Genomic DNA, 20233 nt, shown 5'->3' with positions numbered 1-20233 from the left:
TCCAAGCGGCATCATCTTCTCGCTGCTTTAGACTGGCGAAGATAAGACTCTTCTCGAATATCTGTCTGACGGACAACAAAGCATGTTTAGAAAGACAAGCATCACACTTGCCTGCCTTTGTATAGTTATTGCAGCGCACGTTAATTCAACGGCAACTGCTGCCGAGAAACCAAATATTCTCTTCATCTTTGCCGACGATTGGGGCTGGGGAGATCTGAGTTGTCACGGTCACCCATACGTGAAGACCCCGAATATAGACCGCTTGGCCAAAGAAGGCACAGACTTCCATCGTTTTACGGTCGCAAGCGGCGTGTGCTCGCCGAGTCGGACTGCCGTCATGACGGGGCACTTCCCTGCTCGTTACAATATCGACGCTCACTTTGCCTGGGTACCGCAGAATCAGAAACGCAATATGCCTGACTGGCTGAGTCCACAGGCTCCTCTGTTGCCTCGTTTTCTTCAGCAAGCCGGATACGCGACGGCCCATTTTGGCAAGTGGCATCTGGCGAACGATATGATCCCGGATTCGCCTCTGCCGAGTGCCTACGGGTACGACGAGTACGGCGCTTTCAACTGTGCCGGTGAGCAAATGCCGGTTCATGAGGATGCCGATAATGCGATTGCGTTCATCGAGAAGAGTCATAGAGCGAACAAACCGTTTTTCATCAATCTGTGGATTCACGAACCTCACACTCCATTCCATACCGTTCCAAAGTACGAGTGGCGATTCCGCGAGATGGAAAGCCGCCCCGATGCGATCTACGCGTCGGTGCTGTCGCACGCAGATGACCGAATTGGCCAAGTGTTGAATACGTTAGACCGCTTGAATTTGACTGATAACACGCTTGTTATCTTCAGCTCGGACAACGGCCCTGCAAGAGCAGCTGGTCCTACGGAGTTGAGCCTGCAGTACGACACGGCAACGGGAGCCGGCTGGGGGATTGGTGCCGCGAAGGGAATCACCGGTGGCCGCAAAGGTTATAAGTCGGCGCTTTTTGAAGGGGGCATCGGGGTCCCGTTCATTGCTCGCTGGCCAGGTAAGATCGCGGCCGACAAGGTCGACAAGACATCGTTGATCTCGGCAGTCGATCTTCTGCCGACATTTTGCGAGTTGGCCGGCGCTTCGTTGCCAATGGATTACAAGCCGGACGGCATCAGCCAAGTAGCGACACTGCTTGGACAGCCGACGACAACACGCGACAGTCCGCTGTTTTGGAAGATGCAGTCTGCATGGCCAATTAGAAAGGCACAGCCGTACCACTGGGTTTCCTGGGCCATCGTTCATGACGACTGGAAACTACTTGCCAATCGCGATTCGACACACATCGAGCTCTATGACATCACCACGGATCCCTACGAGAAAACCGACGTTAGCAAAGAGAATCCAGAGGTTGTCAAGCTGCTTCTTCAGGAGATTGATGACTGGAAAGAGACCCTCCCCAAGTCGCCGTCAGGCCATGTGTTTTCCAAGCTGAGGTCACGGTCTCCCTCCGAATGAAGCCGCCATTACCTGCCCATCTTTGCTTTTCTGCCGATCAACCTAGGACCCCAAACATGGTAAGCGAATTCACCGCGCGCATAAGCAGCCTTGTTTTATGCATTGGCCTGACGGGTCTATTTCAGTCCGCATTGGCCGAGGACACCTTTCCCCCGTACCAAGCCAGTGACGTCCCACAAACCGTGGCGGACCTGTGGAAGGACTATGACGCGCGACATGAACCGCTCGATGTGAAGGTCATCAAGGAGTGGAAGTTCGACGGGGTCGTCACGCGGTACGTGACGTTCAAGGTCGGTACATTCAAAGGGGTAGATGCGCGGATCGCGGCTTACTACTCATTTCCGGACAATGGGAAAAAGAACGCGGCATTTGTCTGGAGCCACGGCGGAGGCCAGCGAGCCGAAAGGAGCCGAGGGATCTACTTCGCTAAACAGGGCTTTGCGACCGTCGATATCAATTGGCTCGGTCGACCTATGGATGCGGAGATCAATGAGAATACGGATTGGGGCAAAGTCGATCCGACACAAGGACCGCAGTTCTATTCCAAAGCGCTCAGAAACGGTTGGAAACAGAATCTTTTGCCCGATGAATTCTCACTGGATCCGGTTCCCAGCCCGCGTAATTCTAACTGGTTTCTTCTGGCGGTCGCCGCTCGGCGAGCGATAACATTTCTCGAGGAACAACCGGAAGTTAACGCACAACGAATCGGTTTGGCTGGTTATTCGATGGGTGGCATGATCACATCGCTGACGGCGATCGATTCTCGTGTCAAAGCCGTTGTTCCCTTTGTTGGTGGCACGGGATTCAAATACATAGACTTTCCAGGTGGGATCGAAGGAAGTAGCATCCGGCAGCATTTTCAGCATCTGGAACTTTACAAGAATACCATTGATGCGAGTGCCTATTGGCCGCTGGTGAAGTGTCCAGTCATGTTCATTAGTTCCTCAAACGACTTTCACGCTGCATTCGAGCGAATCTATCGGTCGATGGCCCTTCTGCCGCATAGCGACTGGCGCGTCAGTACGAATATTCACCAGAACCATGGGCCGGGACCCGAGCAGTGGGTGCTTTTGAATTTGTGGTTCAATCAATATCTGAAGGGAATCGAGCAGAAGATTCCGAAGACCCCTGTTTCGACATTCAAAATAGACGGCAGTCAGGCAACATTCACTGTGACTCCGGCCGATCAGGATCGACTTGGAAGTACAGATATCTATTTTAGCTATGACCCAAATGCGCGGACGCGATTCTGGAACAAGGCCGAAGCAAAACGTTCTGGCGAGAGTTGGTCGGTCAAGCTGCCTGTGCATGACAAGTTGCCGCTGTATGTCTTCGCGATGTGCCACTACGAGTTACCTCAGACGGTACTTCTTGAGCGAGGTGAGACGTCAACGTTTGTGTTGAACTCAATCGAACAGGCGGTTGTTCCGAATACCGTCGATTTAAAGTCGCTGGCCAAGCTGCCAAAGACGCGCAATGTATTGGAAGACTTTAGTCACGGTAGCCAGGACTGGTCTTCGAGGGATCAGCGGAGTATCAGCACGTATAAATTTCAAAGCCCTGACCTCGACCGGTCGCATGGCAAGAAGCTTTCATTGACTATCGATCCGCATGGCAAACGCTTGGCGCTGCGACTGAGCGTTGGAAGCCGCTTCTTGAGCCGGCCAGAAAATCTTGGCAGCTTTACCTGCGTGAAGACGATTGACGGTAAGGGGCCACAGCAAGTGATTATTCGGCGAGAAGATTTTACAAGTGAGGACAGTAAAGAGCTGGAATGGTCGAAGATAACGACGTTCGAAATTACGCTTGTCGATCTCGAAAGCAGATCAAAGCTTGACTTGACATCGAAAGAAGGCCATGCCGTGCTGCGAGAAATTAGGTTGGTCGACTGAAATGTCAGCGCCTGGTTACGAAAAGGGGGACTACCGAGAGAGATAGTAGAATCCACGTCCGGAAGTTGATAATCTGGATCAGCCGTATCTGGCCAAATATCGACCCATCCCCCCCTGAGCCTCAATATGAACGTCCTATCACTGCGAACTTGCCTGTTCGTGCTTTGTGCCTTGCTGGTTTTTGTACCTTCCGTATTCGCACAGAAGACATCCGGTGACTCGATTGCAGCGGCAGTGCAGCCGTACGTCGATCGCCATGAACTGGCTGGGGCGGTGATGCTTGTTGCCGACAAGCACAAGGTACGGTACGAAGGAGCGGTCGGATCTGCCGATATCGACGCTGGGAAGGCGATGCAAACCGATTCCATGTTCTGGATCGCTTCGCAGTCAAAGCCGATCACCGCTGCCGCGCTAATGATGCTGGTTGACGAAGGGAAGGTCAACGTTGACGATCCGGTCGAGAAGTATTTGCCGGAATTCAAAGGGCAAATGGTGATCGCTGAGAGAAGCGATGATCACATTTTGCTGAAGAAACCGCAGCATCCGATTACTGTGGCGAATGTCTTGTCACACACCAGCGGGTTGCCATTCGCTTCGCGCATCGAGACGCCGACGCTCGACCGGCTTCCACTGGCCGATCGAGTCCGCAGCTATGCGATGACGCCGCTTGAATTCGAACCGGACACCAAGTACCAGTACAGCAACTCTGGCATCAACACGGCCGGACGGATTATTGAAGTTGTATCCGGTCAGACGTTTGAGACGTTTCTACAAGAGCGGCTGTTCACACCGCTAGGTATGAACGACGCGACGTTCTGGCCGACCGAGGACCAAGCGGCCCGGATCGCCAAATCGTACAAGCCTGGTTCAGGTGGTAGCGGACTGGAAGAGACGACGATCGGCCAATTGCAATACCCGCTGACCGATCGAAAGGATCGTTATCCGATGCCAGCCGGAGGGCTGTTTGCCACGGCCATGGACCTGTCGCGATTCTACCGGATGCTGGCCAATGGAGGAGAGCTTGACGGGCGTCGTTACCTGTCGGAGGAAGCAGTGGCGACGATGACCAGCAAGCAGACTGGCGACTTACAAAACCAGTACGGCTTTGGCTTCTCGACGGGCGATCGCGTTGGCCATGGCGGCGCCTATTCAACTAACTCCTACCTCGATAAGAAGCAAGGCCTGATTCTGATCTGGCTGGTGCAGCACGCTGGTTTTCCCGGCGAAGGCGGCAAGTCGCAGGAAGCATTCCGCCGCGCGGCAATCGAGCGACTCGGACCGAACTAGGTCGCTTTTATCTCGGAAAGTATTCTCAACCCACTTTCGCGCAGTAGTTGTCCATTTATGTACGCAACCAATGGGGGCTCGCCATCGGCTATGGCGATCTGGCTTCTTCGTGGTTTTGCGTTCGGTGTTAATTAAGTCCTAAATGTTGGTCACTCTGGCCCTTTTTTGTTGACCAACTGCGACTCCCCGTTCAAGGTGAAGGACACTTGCCTTTCCGATTGCTGTGTCTTCTATCGGCAATCGATACCGCGAGAATGGCGAGACAGGATAAATACAAAGAGACGAGTTATGAGTTGGCACCAGTTGATTCTCTTGAAGTTTGTCGTGCTGTTACTCTGTGGAGTAACCCTGGCATCACCCGCCCACGGCAGTGAAGTCATCACCGGGCAAGTCGAGGGTAGTCTGAGCCCGATTGCCGGCTCCGTCGTATCGCTTTGGCAAACGGCAGACAACGCGCCGATCAAGCTCGCGGAAGTGACGACTGATAAGGAAGGGCACTTCAAGCTCACTTTCGATGCCCAAGATAAGCGAGATGGAGTGCTCTATGTTTTGGCGAAGGGACCTCATCCGGCTATCGTGCTCATGGCCACTTTGGGAAAGACGCCACCAGAACGCGTGACGGTCAATGAACTGACCACCGTTGGTTCAGTCTGGACTGCGGCACAGTTTCTCGATGGCGATCAGATGAAAGGGCACGCGTTGGGTTTGCAAATTGCTGCCGATAACGTGCCAAATCTGGTTGATGTAGAAACAGGCAAGCTGGGAACAGTCATTCAGGATGGGCTCAATAGTTCACAGACCACGACTCTGGCAAAGTTTAACACGCTGAGTAATCTCTTGTCGGCCTGCATTCGTCGTCCTGAATTAATCGAACAATTGCTTGCGCTAGCGACACCGCCAGGCGACGAGGCTCCAGCTGATACGCTTGCGGCGATGCAAAACATCGCACGGAATCCAGCGCACAACGCCAAAGAGATATTTGAGCTGTTCGAAAAGCTCTATCCGGTTGCCGAAGGTGAGGCCTGGCGGGAAGTGCCTGTGATTCCCTATCTCAGTTATCCACCTCGTGCATGGACTCTTTCGCTGGTTTATGCCGGCGGGGGTCTGAACTCGCTAGGTGGGATTGCGATCGATGGCGAAGGAAATTTCTGGGCAGGCGACAACTTTCTGGTCGGAGCCCAGTCAACGATCTTCTCTTCTTTCGGAGGTGGAATCTCCAAACTGTCTTCCAATGGCCGACCACTCTCGCCGATGACTGTTGGTTTTCGAGGTGGTGGCGTCGACGGCCCCGGGTTCGGATTGGCGATCGGAGTGGATGATAAGGTTTGGACCACGAGTCTCGCCGGTAAGAACATTTCAGTATTTGATCGAATCACGGGCAAGCCACTTTCTCCTGCAACCGGCTATAACTTCGGTGGAAAGCTTGGCCAGATGCAAGGCATTATCGTGACTCCAAATGGAGACGTTTGGGCTCTCGACAATCAAAACGACCAGGTTGTGCACCTACCCGGGGGCGACGCCTCGAAGGGACGAATCCTGGGGCATACCGAGGATGGGAAACCAACGGATGGAACGCTAAAAGTCAAAGCTCCGTTCCATCTGGCGATTGACGCTAAGGATCAAATTTGGGTAACCAACAGCGGTTCAAACACGGTCGTACGCTTCCCTGCCAGCGATCCTGGCAACGCAGCGGAGTTTGAGGTGGGCTTCGCCCCCCGAGCAGTTGCCATTGATCGCCTGGGAAATGCCTGGGTCTGTAACACGGTCGGCCATCCCGTGCTGCGAGAGAAGCTCGAGCTCGTGAAGACAGCGCTGAAAGCAAAGGTTGAGCAGCGTTTCGGAAATTCGTCGAAGGATCAACAAGCGGCCGAGGAATGGATCAGCCTGTTTGAGATCTTGCAGAAGTTCCCTGGCGGTGACGTATCGATGATTCGTGCGGATGGCACCGTGTTGGGACCATTCAACGCGGGAAAGACGATGAATGGACCGTGGGGTGTTGCTATCGATGGAGACGACCACGTCTGGGTTGCGAACTCCACGGGGCAGGCAATTATGCAGCTGTGCGGGGCAAGAACAGAGACTATCCCCAAAGGGCTTAAGACGGGGGACGCGATCTCTCCACCTGGTGGCTATGTGGGAGGCCTTCAAATTATCACGGATGTTGCCGTTGATTCTGCTGGCAATGTATGGGCAGCCAACAATTGGCAGCTACCCGAGAAGGCAGGCTTTCAGAAGGTCCCGCCCGAGGCCATTTCAACCCGCTTCGGAGGGCACGGAGCCGTAGTGTTTTTCGGAATTGCCAAGCCCGTGCTTCCACCGCTTATCGGGCCGGTCCGAGTTCCGTAAAACGAGAGAGGCGAGACCCGATGCGGAATGCGACAAAAGCTCATCTTTTGAAGAAACTTTCTGTTCGGCAAGGGACGTATGGAATGCACGTACCCATCGTAAGTAGTCTTGCGTGCGGCCGTCAGGATCTGTCATGATCGTTTGCTTCGCTACTACCGTCCTCCCTACAAATGATCGTGGCAACGTCGACTTCTGAGGCCGCGTATTGTTATCACGAAGCCTCCCTATGCAATTGCGTCTGTATGTCTTGATCGTGCTTGTCATCGTCATCCCGGTGGCCGCCATGGTCTTTGGTCCTCGCTTGAGAGGCCGGTTATCTCCCGATGAACTTTACTCCGGTGGAACGAGCTACCCCGCCTCGGAGTTGTTGTTCCAGTACCAGCCAACGCAGAGCGATTTCAAGGGGTTGCCGCAGATCACGAACGTTCAGATCACAGACTTTGATCAAGATGGTAAGAACGACCTGTTGGTTTGCGATTCCCTCGGAAGTCAGGTCCTGCTTCTCAAGCGAAGTGCGGATGGAAACTGGGATGAGTCGACGCTTATTGCCGACGTCGCCGCACCTGCGCATGCCACCGTCGTCGATATCGACGAGGATGGAGACAATGATCTAATCGTTTCCGTACTGGGAAACATCATGCCAGATGACGGTGTGATTGGTCGGGTTGAATTGTTCGAAAACCAGGAAGGGGCCTTCCAGCGGCATGTAATTCTTGATGAGGTTCGACGTATCGCCGATGTACAGTGTGGTGACTTTGACGGAGACGAGGACCTCGATCTAGCGGTCGCAGTATTCGGGTACTCGCGCGGCAATGTTTTGTGGCTGGAAAACGTGGGAGGTTTCCAGTTTCGCGATCATGAGCTTCTTAGTGGCCCGGGTACGATCCACGTTCCGGTAGGCGACTACGATCAGGATGGAGACCTCGACATTGCTGCGATTGTTACTCAAGACGAAGAAGAACTCTGGGGGCTGGAAAACTTAGGAGACGGAAAGTTTCGGCGGAGACGCCTTTGGATGACGATCAACCCTGACCTGGGAGGTGCCGGGCTGGTTCGTAATGACTTGGACCAGGATGGCGATCTTGATCTCATTCTTCCGGCCGGAGACAACCTGGAAGACTTCGATGCCTATCCCCAGCCATACCACGGTTGTTACTGGTTTGAAAACCAAGGCAATTGGGAGTTTGAGCCGCACCGCATTGCGGATTTGGGAGGAACCTACGCCGCCGCGGTTGATGATATGAATGGTGATGGAAACTTAGATGTCGTTTTGGTCAGCCTGACGAATAACTGGCTGGAACCGAATAACGCGAGCATTGTGTGGTTGGAAAACGATGGGCAAGAGAACTTCACAACCTGGCAGATTGATGATGCACCGTTGCACCTGGTAACCGTCGATACAGGGGATCTGGATGAAGATGGATTCCCCGATATCGCGGCCGGAAGCCTGAATGTTCGCCGACCACATCGGCACTTAGGAAGAATCAGCACGTGGTTGAACCAAGGTGAGGCGAATCGATGAAATTTGCCACAACTTTATTGATTGCCATCGTCTTGATCGAACTGGTTGTTGCGGGGCTTTACTTTCGACATCAAACACAAACAACCGTCCCGCTTTTGCCCCACGAAAGGTTGGCTGACCCTTCGATCATGCCGCAACTGGAAGAGCTGGCGAATGCCGCGCAAGATGGCAGCGCAGACGATTGGAGCCGACTCGGTGAAGGATTGCTCGGGAAAGGATTTTACGCGCACGCCGAGTTAGCGTTTCGCGAGGCGCTCCGCCAAGATCCGGAGCGATTTGATGCACTGTTTGGGGTCGCGTTTTGCCTCGATCGAACCGGGCGGATCCAGGAAAGTAGCGTTGCTTATGGTCGGGTTGTACAAGGGGCAGCGGAAGCGCCTGAGCAACAGGCGATGCAGGTTTATGCATTGTACGCTATGGGGCGTAATGCCCTTCGACTGGAAGATGGACAGCAGGCTAATCGTCTTTTCAAGCAAAATGCCGATTATCCTGCGGCCGAGTATCAGCAAGCCAAGTTGTTGCTTCGCTCTGGAGACGCGGAAAAAGCTCTGCCCTTGATTCGGAAAAATCTGGCGAAGATACCCTACTCGCTCGGTTTTCACTTTCTTGATCATCGCGCACAGCAGGAGCTAGGAAATGAGCGTGCTGCATTTATGGCACAGTCAATGGTCGAACGTTCTGCCTATCTTGTTTCGCTCAATTTCAGCACCAACTATGTCGCTCCACTAAACGATCAGACAGGTATTGATACCCAAGTTGCCAATCTGGCAGAGGCCTTGGAAGAAAAGGATTGGGCCAAGGCAGAAGCCATTTGCCGTGAAGTGAACGCTACGATCGATGATGCTCCTGTGTTCGTTGCAAAACCGGTTTGGGATGCCATGCTGCAGATCGGTCTCCATGATCAACGACCTCAAGATGTACTCACGTTGGTCGAAGAGTTGGAGTCGGAAGGAAGAGTCGATGCAATCACGCTGGAAGCCGCCGGCGATGCGCACCTTCTCTTGAAGAACCTAGAGCCGGCGATCGAGCGCTGGCAACGTGCTCTTAAATTGAGACCAAGTGTTTCACTTCATCAGAAATTAGCCGATCATCTTCCGGATCAAGAGAATTTTCATCACAGCAAGATTGCTTTCCTGCGAGGTTTAGAGCACTACCGCAGAAACCGCCTACGTTCGGCGATTCCGGAGTTTGAAAGGGCGATCGAACTGGATTCGAATTCTACGATGGCTTGGTACTATCTCGGCGAAATGTACTTTCATCTGGATCAGTCGGAAAAGGCCGCCGAAGCCTATGAGCAATGCCTTCGGGTGGCGCCGGAATTTCAGAGAGCGGCGGACAAACTCGCTTATCTAAACGGTGAATAGGTGACCAATTGGGCCCTGCTATACGATGCAATCTCTGCTATGTGTAGTGTTGCGCAACTATTATTTTGGGATTTCCTTGCTCTTTACACATAACCCCTAGCAGGCTACTATGAGATTCCTCTCAAGCTAGGCATCATCCCTCCCCTCTCATTCCTCACCCCACGAGATCCTCCCCATGCAGAAGCCAGCAATTGCTTTGCTGTTGGTACTATTGGCTCTTTCGGTCAACGAAGGCTGTTCCAGCAGAGACCCCAATCTTCCAAACCTGGGAGAGGTTAGCGGAACGGTTACGCTCGATGAAAAGCCGCTTCCAAACGTTTCCGTAGCATTTGAATCGCAAAGTGGGCAAGTCTCCTTCGCCAAAACGGACGATGAAGGCCACTACGAGTTGATATTCCGCGATGGAGTCATTGGAGCGGAAGTGGGTCGCAATACGGTTCGTATCGAGACCGTCCAAGATGCTCCTCCTGGACCTGGGTATCGCGATCCGATTCCAGCTAAGTACAACCGCGATACCAAGTTAGTGGTCGAGGTAGCCGAAGGAGAAAACACGCACGACTTCGTGCTTTCCTCGAAATAAGAATTGGGCCACGCAAGATTCGACGCTTTGTCCTTTGGTTAAGTCAGGTCGAGCCGTATTGCGTGGTTGGCTGATTCATGAAGCTTTCCTGTTTTCATAACGCCTGATCTTTTTCCGATCAGTATTATCATCTTCCTTTTCTACTGAGACTTTTCATGAGTATACGTAAGCATCGATCTCCGCTTTCAAAGTGTGGCTTTACGTTGGTTGAGCTCCTGGTGGTTATTGCAATCATCGGCGTATTGATCGCGTTGCTGCTACCTGCCGTTCAGCAGGCACGTGAAGCAGCTCGTCGCATGAGTTGCTCGAACAACATGAAGCAAATCGGTTTAGCGCTGCACAACTATCACGATACGTTCAACATCTTGCCTCCGGCGTTTGTTGACACGAATCCGGACATGAACAGCCCAATTGATTCGGCCGACAACAAAAATGCGCTCGCATGGAGCGTGTTAATTCTGCCGTTCATCGAGCAGAGTGCGTTGCATGATCAGATCGGTAACGAAACCGGTGGCTTTGCTTACAACTGGTACGACAAGAATCACGACGACACGCTGAGCGACCCGATCGATTCTGCTAAGGTCGGGCTCGAAGCGTATAGCTGTCCTTCCGATACGATGCCCCTGCTCAATAGCTTCCGTGGCGGATTCGGTAAGACGAATTACAAAACGAATTCCGGCAACAATGCTGCTCGTGACAAGAAGGGCATCATGTGGGCCAATTCGGATCTAGGTTTTCGTGATATTACCGACGGCACCACGAATACGATGATGGTTGGCGAAGCGTGCGCTACCGAAGAAGCTGGCGTCTCCAATTGTGGTGGTACACCTTGTAGGTTTTCCGGCGGTCTTTGGATCGGCCCTCGTAAAGCTCCGTCGGCAGCCACATGGCACACCGGTGTGTACTCGATGGATGTGGTGAGCTTCGGTGGTTCCGGGGCAAACATGCTGATCAACCGTTCCGCAGCCACTTGGGGCGATGACTGGATCAGTTCGAGCACGCATCCAGGAGGCATCATGTCCGTTCAGTGCGACGGGTCCGTTCGCTTCATCCAAGAGAATATCGAGTTGGCTACCTATCGCCGGCTGCGTGACCGAAGCGACGGTGAGGTCCTGGGCGAGTACTAAGACGACGTCTCAGTCGCCTGAAATCAGATGGCTTTCGGTTACGTAAGCCAAGTTTACCTATGGTACAGGAAGAAAACTGACTTCCTGTACCATTTGACGTTCTTGCTGCTGTCATTTCCGATCATTCTCTTTCGGCTCCATGATCGGTACTACGAGATTCACTTGAATCAATGCAGATAGTGTGGCTTGGCGTTTCCGAAATTGTAGAAGTCGCAACATTTCGTTGGCAAATCGGCTCGGGGAATCGTATTCTCAGTCCCCTCACGAGGTGAATCGCGATTTCTTGTAGGAATCGCCCGAATCGTTGGTAAGTTCTCGCGTGTCTAAGGCATTAAGCAGTAACGCCCATGAATGAAATCAACCAACACACCCTGCAAGTCCAACAGCTATTTGTGCAATATCAGCCGGAACTACGGGCTTTTGCCTTGGTACTAAGTGCTGATTTTGTCCAGGCCGATGATGCGTTGCAGGAGACATTCCTGACCGTCACCGCCAAGGCCTCGGAATTTGACTTGGAAAGTAATTTCCTGGCGTGGAGTCGGGCTATTTTGCGATTCAAAATTCTGGAAGCCCGCAAGAGAAATAAATTGCCGACAGTTGATTGCCTTGATTCGCTGATTGCATCATGTCCCGAGAATTGGGGTAGCACAGAGCGGATGCAAATGCTGACGGAATGCGTCGAGGCTCTCGCGCCGAAGTCACGAGAGATTATCGCCATGCGTTATCAGCGAGAGCATTCACCAACGCAGATTGCTGAGTTGCTCGATCGGTCGGTGAATTCGGTCAATGTTGCGTTAAGCAAGGCGCGTCAGGCATTACGGGAATGCATGGATCGTCAACTTAGTCTAGGAAATTCGTAATGAAGGATCCTCATCTCGATCAGCTGATTTACGCGTTTCTAGATGAAACGCTTTCGGATCAGGAACGTTCTGAATTCCAATCGCTCATGGTGCGTTCTGAATCGGCGCGAAAACGTTTTTGGGATCTTGCAGAAGTACATGGCTTGGCTTCCCAGGCACTGGCCAACGTAAGTATCGAGGATTACGTCGACTCCAAAGTCGAAAAGCGAGACACCACCTCTACTGCCAATGATACAAATCAGTGGAGCGAAGCCTCTTCTCTGTACCGCCACCGTAAGTCTGGTGTGGCGCTGATCGGTGGTATTGTGCTTGGCGTTCTGTTTTCTGTTTTTACCTTGCCTGTACGCGGCATGCCTCAGCAACCAAAGTTAACTCCGTTGATAACCGAGAGCTTCGAATCCGAGGTTACCCCAGAAGGGCTGGGAATCCCCACGTCCGTCGGCAACTGGAGTGGAGATTATTGTGAAGTTGTCTCTGCTCAGAATGGCTTGGTCCCTGCCGATGGTGACAGGATGCTGCAGGTCTTACGAGCTGACTACGAAGGGAAACCAGAGCCGGAGGGAAGCTACTGCGGCGACATGTACCGGCTATTCGATGTGCGCTCGCTTCGAGAGCAACTTGAACGCGGGGATACGGTCGTTCGTGCTTCCGCGATGTTCAACATGTTGGCTCAGCCTGCGGACGAAAACTATCGCTACAACGTTACAATTCTGGCAGTTACCTCGGAGTTGGTGGCCAACCAGCGACTTTTTGATGCGGCAACAATCGAGAGTTATTCGCTGGCAACGGCAAGTCGACAAAACTTGCGACTTGATAATGATCCACAAACCTGGGAGTTGGGCGCCTGCGAATTACAATTACCTTCTGATACCGAGTACGTGATGATTTACCTGGCGATTTCCTACGGTCACTCAGCCGATGATGTTCGCCGCATCACGTTTCCCGGCCATTTTATTGATGATATTGAGGTTGCTTTAGCCGATTACTCCCACTGATTATCCTGCCATCCTCCTTCGATTGCTCCTGCCTCCAAAACTTATGAACGTTTCAGCGTATCTCAAACTCCTCGGCACATGTCTTTCCGTCTGTTGGATCAGCACGGTCTCGGCTGGTGATTTGCCCGTGGTCTCGATCCAGAAGGAGAGCATGCTGCTTCTGGAGAAGCACTGCGCCGATTGCCATGCCGGCGAACTGGCCGAAGCTGGATTTCGCGTCGATACTCTTCCGCTGTCGATCCACGACAACGCCACCGCTGCGCGTTGGCAGAAGGTACTTAATGCGTTGAACTCAGGGGAAATGCCTCCGTCTGAGCAGGCACCTATCGACAAGGCGGAGAAGGCCGATTTTCTAGAGCACCTGGCGAACAAAATGGTCGACGCACGTCGGGTGCTTGCCGATCAAGGTGGCACGGTCACGATGAGGCGATTGAATCGGCGTGAATACGGAAACACGCTTCGCGAGCTGCTTGGCGTTGAGATCAACGTAAACGACCTCCCTTCGGACACCGGGACAGGTTCGTTCGATACCGTCGGTTCAAGCTTGTACATGTCGAGTACTCAGTTCGAGCAATTTCTGTTTCTTGGCCGGGAAGCACTGGACGAAGCATTTGAATGGGAAGTCGCGGCTGGCGTCGAGAAGAAGCTTCGATTTGAAACAGAAGAAATTACCGCCAAAGTCGCCGCGTATATCGAACATCAAGTCGATGCGGAGAAGCGTGGTAAGGCCTGGATGAAGAAAGTCGATGAAGCCACGGCTGATCCAAAAAATGCGGCGATAATCGAAGAGATTCGTGCTGGTCCGCTAGGTAGTCATCGAGACATTCTTTACCGCAATTGGAAGAAGCTGGATGGGGCTCTTGCTCCTGAATCGTTCGGGTTTCAAACCAAGGAGGACAACGCCGACAAGGCTTTGACGGCTTCACGGCCGTTCCATCTTCCCTACCATCGTTACTACATGGAGCAGCCTGCGATTGACTCGGGGGCTTACCTGGCCGCCCCGAGCGTTCATCCTTCGTTACTAGATAACGCCACCATAAATTTGCTGGTTCCCTTCAGTTGGCCTGTTGGAAACTACATCGTGAGATTCCAGGTCGCCACAACGGAACATGCCACAAAGGATCGCAGGTTCATTGAGATCGGGATTAACCCACGAACACAGCAAGCGATCAGCGTTCATGAAGTCACTGGCACGATGGATAATCCGCAGGTCATCGAAGTTCCGCTGACCATGACGCGATCGAACAAGGAGCGCGCTAATCGGTCCTTGTTTCTGCGAGAAAAGGGAACCCGAGATAACTGGGATCAGGCCACACGCATTGCACGTGAGGGACGAGAAGAAAACGACGGCATTGGTCGAACCTTTGCTCTGTGGGTCGACTGGATGGAAATCGAGCGAATTCCCCGTGATCCAGAAGAGAAGGCACCTGGGCTGGCCGCTTTGAGTCAAATCCCCTTGGATGACAAATCTGAGGCCCCCAAGCCTGCAGTGCTTCGCGCTGCACTGGAGCAGTTTGCTGTGGAAGCGTTTCGGGGGGACCAACCATCGCCACAATATATTGATCAACTGGTTGATATCTACCAGGCGTACCGTGAGCTTGGGGAGAAGCACAGCGATGCCCTGAAGGATACATTGGCCGTCATCCTCGCATCACCCATGTTTCTCTATCACTCGGAGCCTGGTGATGAAAGTCAGGCAAGACCCCTTAATGATCGAGAACTTGCGAATCGCCTGGCCTATTTTCTCTGGGGCGCTCCACCTGATCGCGAACTCATCGAGTTGGCAGACGAGGGAAAGCTGAAAAATGAAGAAACCTTGGCCAAACAGGCCACGCGTCTTTTGGAAGATCCGCGTGCTCGGGATTCGATCGATGCACTGGCTTATCAATGGCTCGGACTAGAGCGTCTCGATTTCTTTCAGGTGAATATGGATCGTCACCCCCGCTTCGATAACAGCACGCGTATGGAAGCTTGCCGCGAGATCTATGAGATGGTCGCGTATCTTGCAGCAACCGATGGCAAGCTTACCGATCTATTGCAATGTGATTACGCCGTCATCAATGGTGTATTAGCCAATTACTACGGAATCGATGGTGTTCATGGCGATGACTTTCGCCCCGTACCCCTGCCCAAGGACTCGCCACGCGGTGGGCTGCTGGGAATGGCTGCCGTTCATTTAATGGGAAGTAATGGCGATACCACCAGTCCAGTCGAACGTGGAGCATGGGTGCTGCGGAAACTACTTCACGATCCACCACCGCCAGCTCCTGCCAATGTTCCGCAGCTCGCACGACTGGCCGGAAAGCCATTGACGACTCAGCAGAGATTGACGGCCCACCAGGAGGAACCGCAGTGTGCCAGTTGTCATCGCAAGATTGATCCGATTGGTTTTGGGCTTGAAAACTTTGACGCTGTCGGTGCCTGGCGAGTCGAAGACAGCTTTCAGGCTCGGGATGATAACGGGAAACCGGTACCCGATGGAAAGATTGCGTGGAGAATCGACCCGGCCGGGAAACTTCACAGAGGTCCGTCGTTTGCGAACTTCATCGAATTGCGACAGGTGATTGCCGGTCGTGAAGAGGAATTCAGCCGAGGATTCACTGAAGCGCTCATCCAGTATGCATTGGGTCGTCCAGTAGGTTTCTCGGACGAACAACTGATTGAAGACATCTTGCAGCAGGCACGAAGCGAAGGCTATGCGATTCGCTCCTTTGTGCACGCTTTGGTCAACAGCAAAGAATTTCAAACGAAATAAGAGGCAAACCATGTTTTCAGCCAATCCAACGCGAAGACAAGTGCTTCGATCGGCAACAGCGGCAGTCGCTCTTCCTTTCTTGGAGTCGCTTGGTTTTCGACGTTTTGCCAGCGCGGCGACGCCTGTCGAAGTGCCAAAACGTATTGTATTTCTCGGCTTTGGCTGGGGTGTCACTGAAGAGTCTTGGTATCCCGATAAGAATGTTCCTGGGGCAGACTACGAGTTGCCTGATGGGCTGAGGCCCCTCGCACGTCACAAGTCGGACTTCTCGATCGTCCAAGGGCTGCGGAACAAGTTCTCGGTCGAAGGGCATGCTGGCAGTACCTGGTGGTTAACGGGCGCGAATCCGTATGCTCAGCCTGGGCAAAGCTATTGCAATACGATCTCGGCGGATCAAGTTGCGGCAAATGAGTTTGGCCGCTTCACTCGATTCGCGTCGTTGCAACTGAACCACAGTGAAGGGAACGATAGCTCCGGTCATGGTCCGGGGCTCTCGTTGGCGTGGGATGCCAGCGGAAAGCCTATTGGAGGCGAGAATGGCCCCCTGGCCACTTATCATCGCTTGTTCTCAAAGGACTCGATGCCGATCGAACATCGACGCAAGTTGATCGCTCAGAAGCGAAGCGTGTTAGATACGGTGCTCGAGAATGCTCGCAGTGTAAAGCGTGGACTAGGAGAAGATGATGTCCAGAAACTGGACGAATACTTCGATGGAATCCGCAATATCGAAACGCGGCTGAGCAAGGATGAAAAGTGGATGGACAAGCCTCGGCCTGAGGCCCCATTCGGCGAGCCGAACTCGTCACTCTCGGGGCGTGATGAAATTAAGATGATGTATGAGCTGATGGTCGCTGCCTTCCGAACCGACAGTACCCGGGTCATCACATATCGTCAGCCGGTGTCCTCGCTGTTGACAAGCATTGGAAACAAAGTGGCGCCGCACGATATGAGCCATTATCACTCCACACGCGGCGAGAAGCTGGTTTGCTCGCAGGTGAGAGATAGTACGCAGAGTGCGCTTTTGGCGGGACTCATCGATCAACTGAAAGAAACCCGTGAGGCCGACGGGAGTCGACTGTTCGACAATATGGTGCTTGCCTACGGAAGCAATATCAGCACTGGGCATAACCTGACGAACTGTCCGACCCTCATCACCGGCGGTGGCGCTGGAATCAACCTCGGCAAGAACATCGTCGTCGAAAAGGACACTCCCTTGTGCAATGCCTGGCTAACTCTTTTGCAAGGCATCGGCGTCCCTGCCCAGCGTCATGGCGACAGCACCGGCGTGGTGCCGGCAATGCTGAGTTGATCTTCGCGTGTCCAAGGCAATTCGTCTTAGGAAAGCGGCTTCGGCCATGCTCTAGGACTTTCTTGTGAAAGAATCTTCGAAGGGGACTGCGGAAAAAGGTGGTCCAACTTTTGGGGACAGCGTAAGTGTTCTCGTCCGCAAAAAGATTCCAGAAATACCTCTTGGCAAAAACAGACAGGTCTGTATGATATGGGCATGGGTAAAACAAATGCCAAATCGAGTGCACGGCAGCGGTTGTTAGACACGGCCGAGCAGCTTTTTTATGCCGAAGGGGTACGAGCTGTAGGAATTGACCGCATCATTGCCGAAGCAGATGTGGCCAAGACGACGCTCTACAGCCACTTTCCTTCCAAGGATGACTTGATTCTAGCTGTGCTCGAGAAGCGCGAGGCTGATGTCGACAACATGTTTGACAAGTCGATTCAGAAGAGCGTAAAGAATGGAGGAACCAGGCTCGAGGGCTTTTTCCTGGCCTTGAAGAAGTGGTTCCAGGAGTCAAAGTTCCGTGGTTGTTCGTTTATCAATGCTGCCGTGGAATTAGCGGACCCGCAGCACCCAGCGTCCCAGTTTTCGTCGGCGCATAAACAGCGATTTCATGCCAGGATCGAGGAAATCATTGCCGAAGACTATAGCCCGTCGCTGGCCAAGGTGGTAGCACCGGCAATTTCGCTGCTGGTAGAAGGAGCAATCGTAACCGCCCAGCTCGAAGGTTCGCCCATAACAGCTGATACTGCTAGGGTCGCCACGTATCAGATGATTGAAACCGTAAAATCTGAGCAGTCATGAGAATGACCTAAACTGCTCACATTTTTTTTGCGAAGAACAAGACAGACCTGTCTGTAGTGTCAGGCCATTTGATTGATAACCTCTGTTTTTGAAAGTAGGAGAATGTCCATGCAACGTTTGAATTCAGTACAGCCCGAAAACGCCGAAGCCCGCGCGAAAGAACTGCTGGATACCGTCCAGCAGGCATTTGGCACCGTCCCGAATGCGGCCAAGGTAATGGCAAACTCGCCAGCGGTGCTCCAGAGCTTCTTGGGGTTTAGCACGGCTATGGGAGAAGCTCGGATTGGTGAGAAGCTGCATAACCAAATCAAGTTGAACACCAGTGAGAACAACGAGTGCGAGTACTGCACTTCGATTCTCAGTGCCGTAGCACCGACAGCCGGACTGTCGGCCGAGGAAGTCTTGGTCGGTCGAACAGGGCTGGCAGAAGATACCCGCATCAAGGCCGCTTTGACGTTCGCAAACGACGTCTTGGAAACGCGGGGCAAGGTCACCGATGACCAACTGGCATCGGTCAAGTCTGCAGGATTTGATGATGGGCAAATCGTGGAAGTCGTTGCCAGCGTTGTGTTGGGATGCTTTACGAATTTCCTGAACAACGTGGCTGACACTCAACTGGACGTTCCCCCGGCTGAAGCGATCGAGCCGTCGGCCGCCTGCAGCAGTGGTGCCTGTTCAGTTCACTAAGTCTCGACTATGGGTACCAGGCCGCGTGCAGCCTAAGCATGCGGACCTGGTTCCTTCGACTCAAATCATCCCAGTTTAAGAGTGAGTAAACTATGTCTGCCATACGACCTCCGTTCAATCAAGAAACAGCGACCGCGAAGGTCCGTGCTGCCGAAGATGCCTGGAATAGTCGTGACCCAGTGCGAGTCTCCCTGGCATATACCGAAGATTCTCAGTGGCGAAATCGAAGTCAATTTGTCCACGGACGTGAAGCGATCCAAGCATTTCTGTCCGACAAATGGGACCGCGAACTCGAATATCGCTTGACCAAGTCGCTTTGGTCGTTCAGCGAAGACCGAATCGCAGTGCGCTTTCAGTACGAGTATCACAACGCCGATGGCAAGTGGTTTCGGGCATACGGCAACGAGTTGTGGGAGTTCGACGAACAAGGACTCATGCGTCGCCGGGAGGCAAGTATCAATGACGTCGCCATTGATGAAAGCCAACGCAAGTTTCATTGGCCAGCCCCTGGACCACGGCCGGAAGCCGACAGCGGGATTGCGAGTATTCGATAAACGATAGATGGACTAACGTGTGAGGTGGAACTGATGACCCGCTATTCAAGCGATATTGCCTTCACGCCAGTGGTGAAGGCAATTCAGTCGAGCAAAGGTTCGCGTCAATCGTATGCGAAGATGGAAGCGCGTGGTAGCTGGCAAACCGCAGTGACGCCTGACCTGGAAGTATTCCTTGCAGAACTCGATATGTTCTACCTGGGTACAGCCAATGCACAGGGCCAGCCTTACATTCAATATCGTGGGGGAAGTCCTGGCTTTCTTAAGGTGATCGACAAACGAACATTAGGGTTCGCCGATTTTCGTGGCAATCGACAATACATTACCCTGGGAAATCTATCCGAAAACCCAAAGGCGTTCATCTTTCTTATCGACTACATCAATCGTCGTCGCGTGAAGCTCTGGGGCAGTGCGGAAGTGGTAGAAGGAAATATGGAACTGCAGCGGCGGTTGCAAGATCCCGAATACCCGGGCCAGGTTGAGAGGGTTGTGCTATTTCATATCGAAGCGTGGGATATCAACTGTCCGCAGCACATTCATAAGCGTTTTCCGCAAACGATGGTGACAGGCGTCATCGAAGATCTTCAGAAGAGAATCCATGAGCTTGAGGACCAGGTTCGCAGCTTACAACGCGACGACCGAAGATAGAAGTCGAGAGCGGCACATGTCGA

General features: G+C 53.0%; 16 protein-coding genes. All 16 read left to right on the top strand.

Annotated features, from left to right (window positions below; all coding sequences use genetic code 11):
- Positions 1-82 precede the first annotated feature (82 nt).
- The 16 genes from PSR63_RS26365 (at position 83) to PSR63_RS26290 (ending at position 20210) form a co-directional block, all read left to right on the top strand.
- Positions 83-1498, top strand: a complete 1416-nt coding sequence (locus tag PSR63_RS26365) for a sulfatase family protein (protein ID WP_274329073.1) — start codon at positions 83-85, stop codon at positions 1496-1498.
- Between the two features lie 56 nt (positions 1499-1554).
- Positions 1555-3390 carry an alpha/beta hydrolase family protein gene (locus PSR63_RS26360; protein WP_274329072.1) on the top strand — a complete coding sequence of 612 codons (1836 nt, stop codon included), beginning with the start codon at positions 1555-1557 and terminating at the stop codon, positions 3388-3390.
- 126 nt (positions 3391-3516) lie between these two features.
- The gene (locus tag PSR63_RS26355) at positions 3517-4677 is read left to right on the top strand and encodes a serine hydrolase domain-containing protein (protein ID WP_274329071.1); all 1161 of its coding nucleotides are present in this window, start codon (positions 3517-3519) and stop codon (positions 4675-4677) included.
- Positions 4678-4965: 288 nt separating this feature from the next.
- A complete protein-coding gene (locus PSR63_RS26350) occupies positions 4966-7023 on the top strand; it encodes a hypothetical protein (protein WP_274329070.1) in 2058 nt (685 codons plus the stop codon).
- Positions 7024-7249: 226 nt separating this feature from the next.
- Positions 7250-8545, top strand: a complete 1296-nt coding sequence (locus tag PSR63_RS26345; protein WP_274329068.1) for an FG-GAP repeat domain-containing protein — start codon at positions 7250-7252, stop codon at positions 8543-8545.
- The gene (locus tag PSR63_RS26340) at positions 8542-9909 is read left to right on the top strand and encodes a tetratricopeptide repeat protein (RefSeq protein ID WP_274329067.1); all 1368 of its coding nucleotides are present in this window, start codon (positions 8542-8544) and stop codon (positions 9907-9909) included. The genes PSR63_RS26345 and PSR63_RS26340 overlap by 4 nt, the downstream gene beginning before the upstream one ends.
- Before the next feature lie 175 nt (positions 9910-10084).
- Complete coding sequence (locus PSR63_RS26335) at positions 10085-10489, top strand: carboxypeptidase-like regulatory domain-containing protein (RefSeq protein WP_274329066.1); 405 nt, start codon at positions 10085-10087, stop codon at positions 10487-10489.
- A 155-nt stretch (positions 10490-10644) separates the two neighbouring features.
- Positions 10645-11616 (top strand): DUF1559 domain-containing protein, encoded by a 972-nt coding sequence (locus tag PSR63_RS26330; RefSeq protein ID WP_274329065.1) that lies wholly within the window; start codon positions 10645-10647, stop codon positions 11614-11616.
- Positions 11617-11963: 347 nt separating this feature from the next.
- Positions 11964-12476, top strand: coding sequence for a sigma-70 family RNA polymerase sigma factor (locus tag PSR63_RS26325; protein WP_274329063.1), 513 nt, complete (start codon positions 11964-11966; stop codon positions 12474-12476).
- On the top strand, positions 12476-13471 hold the full coding sequence (locus PSR63_RS26320) for a hypothetical protein (RefSeq protein ID WP_274329061.1): 996 nt from the start codon (positions 12476-12478) through the stop codon (positions 13469-13471). Before PSR63_RS26325 ends, PSR63_RS26320 begins: the two co-directional genes overlap by 1 nt.
- 43 nt (positions 13472-13514) lie before the next feature.
- Positions 13515-16226 carry a DUF1592 domain-containing protein gene (locus PSR63_RS26315; protein WP_274329060.1) on the top strand — a complete coding sequence of 904 codons (2712 nt, stop codon included), beginning with the start codon at positions 13515-13517 and terminating at the stop codon, positions 16224-16226.
- Between the two features lie 10 nt (positions 16227-16236).
- Positions 16237-17535: a DUF1552 domain-containing protein gene (locus PSR63_RS26310; RefSeq protein WP_274329059.1), complete on the top strand. Its 1299-nt coding sequence runs from the start codon at positions 16237-16239 to the stop codon at positions 17533-17535.
- A 189-nt stretch (positions 17536-17724) separates the two neighbouring features.
- Entirely contained in the window at positions 17725-18321 is a 597-nt protein-coding gene (locus PSR63_RS26305) for a TetR/AcrR family transcriptional regulator (RefSeq protein ID WP_274329058.1), read from the top strand.
- 108 nt (positions 18322-18429) lie between these two features.
- Positions 18430-19008 (top strand): carboxymuconolactone decarboxylase family protein, encoded by a 579-nt coding sequence (locus PSR63_RS26300; RefSeq protein ID WP_274329056.1) that lies wholly within the window; start codon positions 18430-18432, stop codon positions 19006-19008.
- A 92-nt stretch (positions 19009-19100) separates the two neighbouring features.
- A complete protein-coding gene (locus PSR63_RS26295) occupies positions 19101-19562 on the top strand; it encodes a nuclear transport factor 2 family protein (RefSeq protein WP_274329054.1) in 462 nt (153 codons plus the stop codon).
- Positions 19563-19595: 33 nt separating this feature from the next.
- On the top strand, positions 19596-20210 hold the full coding sequence (locus tag PSR63_RS26290) for a pyridoxamine 5'-phosphate oxidase family protein (RefSeq protein ID WP_274329052.1): 615 nt from the start codon (positions 19596-19598) through the stop codon (positions 20208-20210).
- Positions 20211-20233 lie beyond the last annotated feature (23 nt).

The organism is Bremerella sp. P1 (genome assembly GCF_028748185.1).
Taxonomy (GTDB): Bacteria; Planctomycetota; Planctomycetia; order Pirellulales; family Pirellulaceae; genus Bremerella.
The sequence above is the reverse complement of the archived record's forward strand: the minus strand, read 5'-3'. Positions and strand labels throughout refer to the sequence as shown.

What these genes read in the sequence shown, in the direction of transcription:
- PSR63_RS26365 (WP_274329073.1), top strand. Translation starts at nt 83, where the DNA reads ATGTTTAGAAAGACAAGCATCACACTTGCCTGCCTTTGTATAGTTATT.
- PSR63_RS26360 (WP_274329072.1), top strand. Translation starts at nt 1,555, where the DNA reads ATGGTAAGCGAATTCACCGCGCGCATAAGCAGCCTTGTTTTATGCATT.
- PSR63_RS26355 (WP_274329071.1), top strand. Translation starts at nt 3,517, where the DNA reads ATGAACGTCCTATCACTGCGAACTTGCCTGTTCGTGCTTTGTGCCTTG.
- PSR63_RS26350 (WP_274329070.1), top strand. Translation starts at nt 4,966, where the DNA reads ATGAGTTGGCACCAGTTGATTCTCTTGAAGTTTGTCGTGCTGTTACTC.
- PSR63_RS26345 (WP_274329068.1), top strand. Translation starts at nt 7,250, where the DNA reads ATGCAATTGCGTCTGTATGTCTTGATCGTGCTTGTCATCGTCATCCCG.
- PSR63_RS26340 (WP_274329067.1), top strand. Translation starts at nt 8,542, where the DNA reads ATGAAATTTGCCACAACTTTATTGATTGCCATCGTCTTGATCGAACTG.
- PSR63_RS26335 (WP_274329066.1), top strand. Translation starts at nt 10,085, where the DNA reads ATGCAGAAGCCAGCAATTGCTTTGCTGTTGGTACTATTGGCTCTTTCG.
- PSR63_RS26330 (WP_274329065.1), top strand. Translation starts at nt 10,645, where the DNA reads ATGAGTATACGTAAGCATCGATCTCCGCTTTCAAAGTGTGGCTTTACG.
- PSR63_RS26325 (WP_274329063.1), top strand. Translation starts at nt 11,964, where the DNA reads ATGAATGAAATCAACCAACACACCCTGCAAGTCCAACAGCTATTTGTG.
- PSR63_RS26320 (WP_274329061.1), top strand. Translation starts at nt 12,476, where the DNA reads ATGAAGGATCCTCATCTCGATCAGCTGATTTACGCGTTTCTAGATGAA.
- PSR63_RS26315 (WP_274329060.1), top strand. Translation starts at nt 13,515, where the DNA reads ATGAACGTTTCAGCGTATCTCAAACTCCTCGGCACATGTCTTTCCGTC.
- PSR63_RS26310 (WP_274329059.1), top strand. Translation starts at nt 16,237, where the DNA reads ATGTTTTCAGCCAATCCAACGCGAAGACAAGTGCTTCGATCGGCAACA.
- PSR63_RS26305 (WP_274329058.1), top strand. Translation starts at nt 17,725, where the DNA reads ATGGGCATGGGTAAAACAAATGCCAAATCGAGTGCACGGCAGCGGTTG.
- PSR63_RS26300 (WP_274329056.1), top strand. Translation starts at nt 18,430, where the DNA reads ATGCAACGTTTGAATTCAGTACAGCCCGAAAACGCCGAAGCCCGCGCG.
- PSR63_RS26295 (WP_274329054.1), top strand. Translation starts at nt 19,101, where the DNA reads ATGTCTGCCATACGACCTCCGTTCAATCAAGAAACAGCGACCGCGAAG.
- PSR63_RS26290 (WP_274329052.1), top strand. Translation starts at nt 19,596, where the DNA reads ATGACCCGCTATTCAAGCGATATTGCCTTCACGCCAGTGGTGAAGGCA.